This is a genomic window from Vibrio sp. 1401 (assembly GCF_033340295.1).
Genome location: NZ_JAWOWF010000330.1, coordinates 1 through 726 on the forward strand (window position 1 = coordinate 1; position 726 = coordinate 726).

At 44.9% G+C, this 726-nt stretch carries 1 protein-coding gene; it reads left to right on the top strand.

Annotated features, from left to right (window positions below):
• Positions 1-118: 118 nt before the first annotated feature.
• Positions 119-726: LysE family translocator (locus R7Z77_RS25440; protein WP_318137059.1), on the top strand; the 608-nt coding region annotated here is incomplete at its 3' end.

Consider the following 726-nt stretch of genomic DNA (forward strand, 5'->3'; position numbering starts at 1 on the left):
ATGAGTGAATTGGTGATTTATCCTTTCTAAATATGGCTGGATTTAAAGTTATTTAATCTGGTCGAGTTTGATTTATTGGTATAAGATTCGCCACCTTGTTGTAGAAACCTGTTCCATCATGATCGATTTAGCTGTACTTCCTATTTATCTCACGGCGGTTATCGCCTTATTGCCTTTGCCTGCCCCTGAGATGTTGCTGATTGCGAGCTCAAGTATGAGCTACGGCAAAAAGGTTGGCCTATTTGCCAGTCTGGGGAACGCGACGTCTGGCCTTATCCTTACTTTACTTGCTGCGATGGGGGTTTCAACCCTGATTGCGATGAGCCCTGTGGCACTCAAAGTACTTCACCTTTTAGGTGGTGCGTACCTACTTAAAATGGGGTGGGATTGCTTGAGAGCAGAAGCTTCATCTGCTCCAGAGCTTGATCAAAAAAATAAGATGGCATCGACCTACTATCAACGTGCATTAATGAGCAATTTGCTCAACCCTAAAGCGTTGGTCTTTTTTGTGATGTTTTTGCCTCAGTTCGTTTCGAGCAATATTACCGCTTCATCCGGCGAGCAGATGCTGGCGCTTGGTTTGTTGTTGAACGTTCTTGGCCTTTTGTTCAACCTGTTATTGGTAGCGTTGGCTGGTACATTAGGGAAAGGGTTGCTGGAGAATGAGAAGTTCCGCACTTACCAGCACAAACTTATGGGGTTGGTGTTTGTGATCCTCGCTTTGTG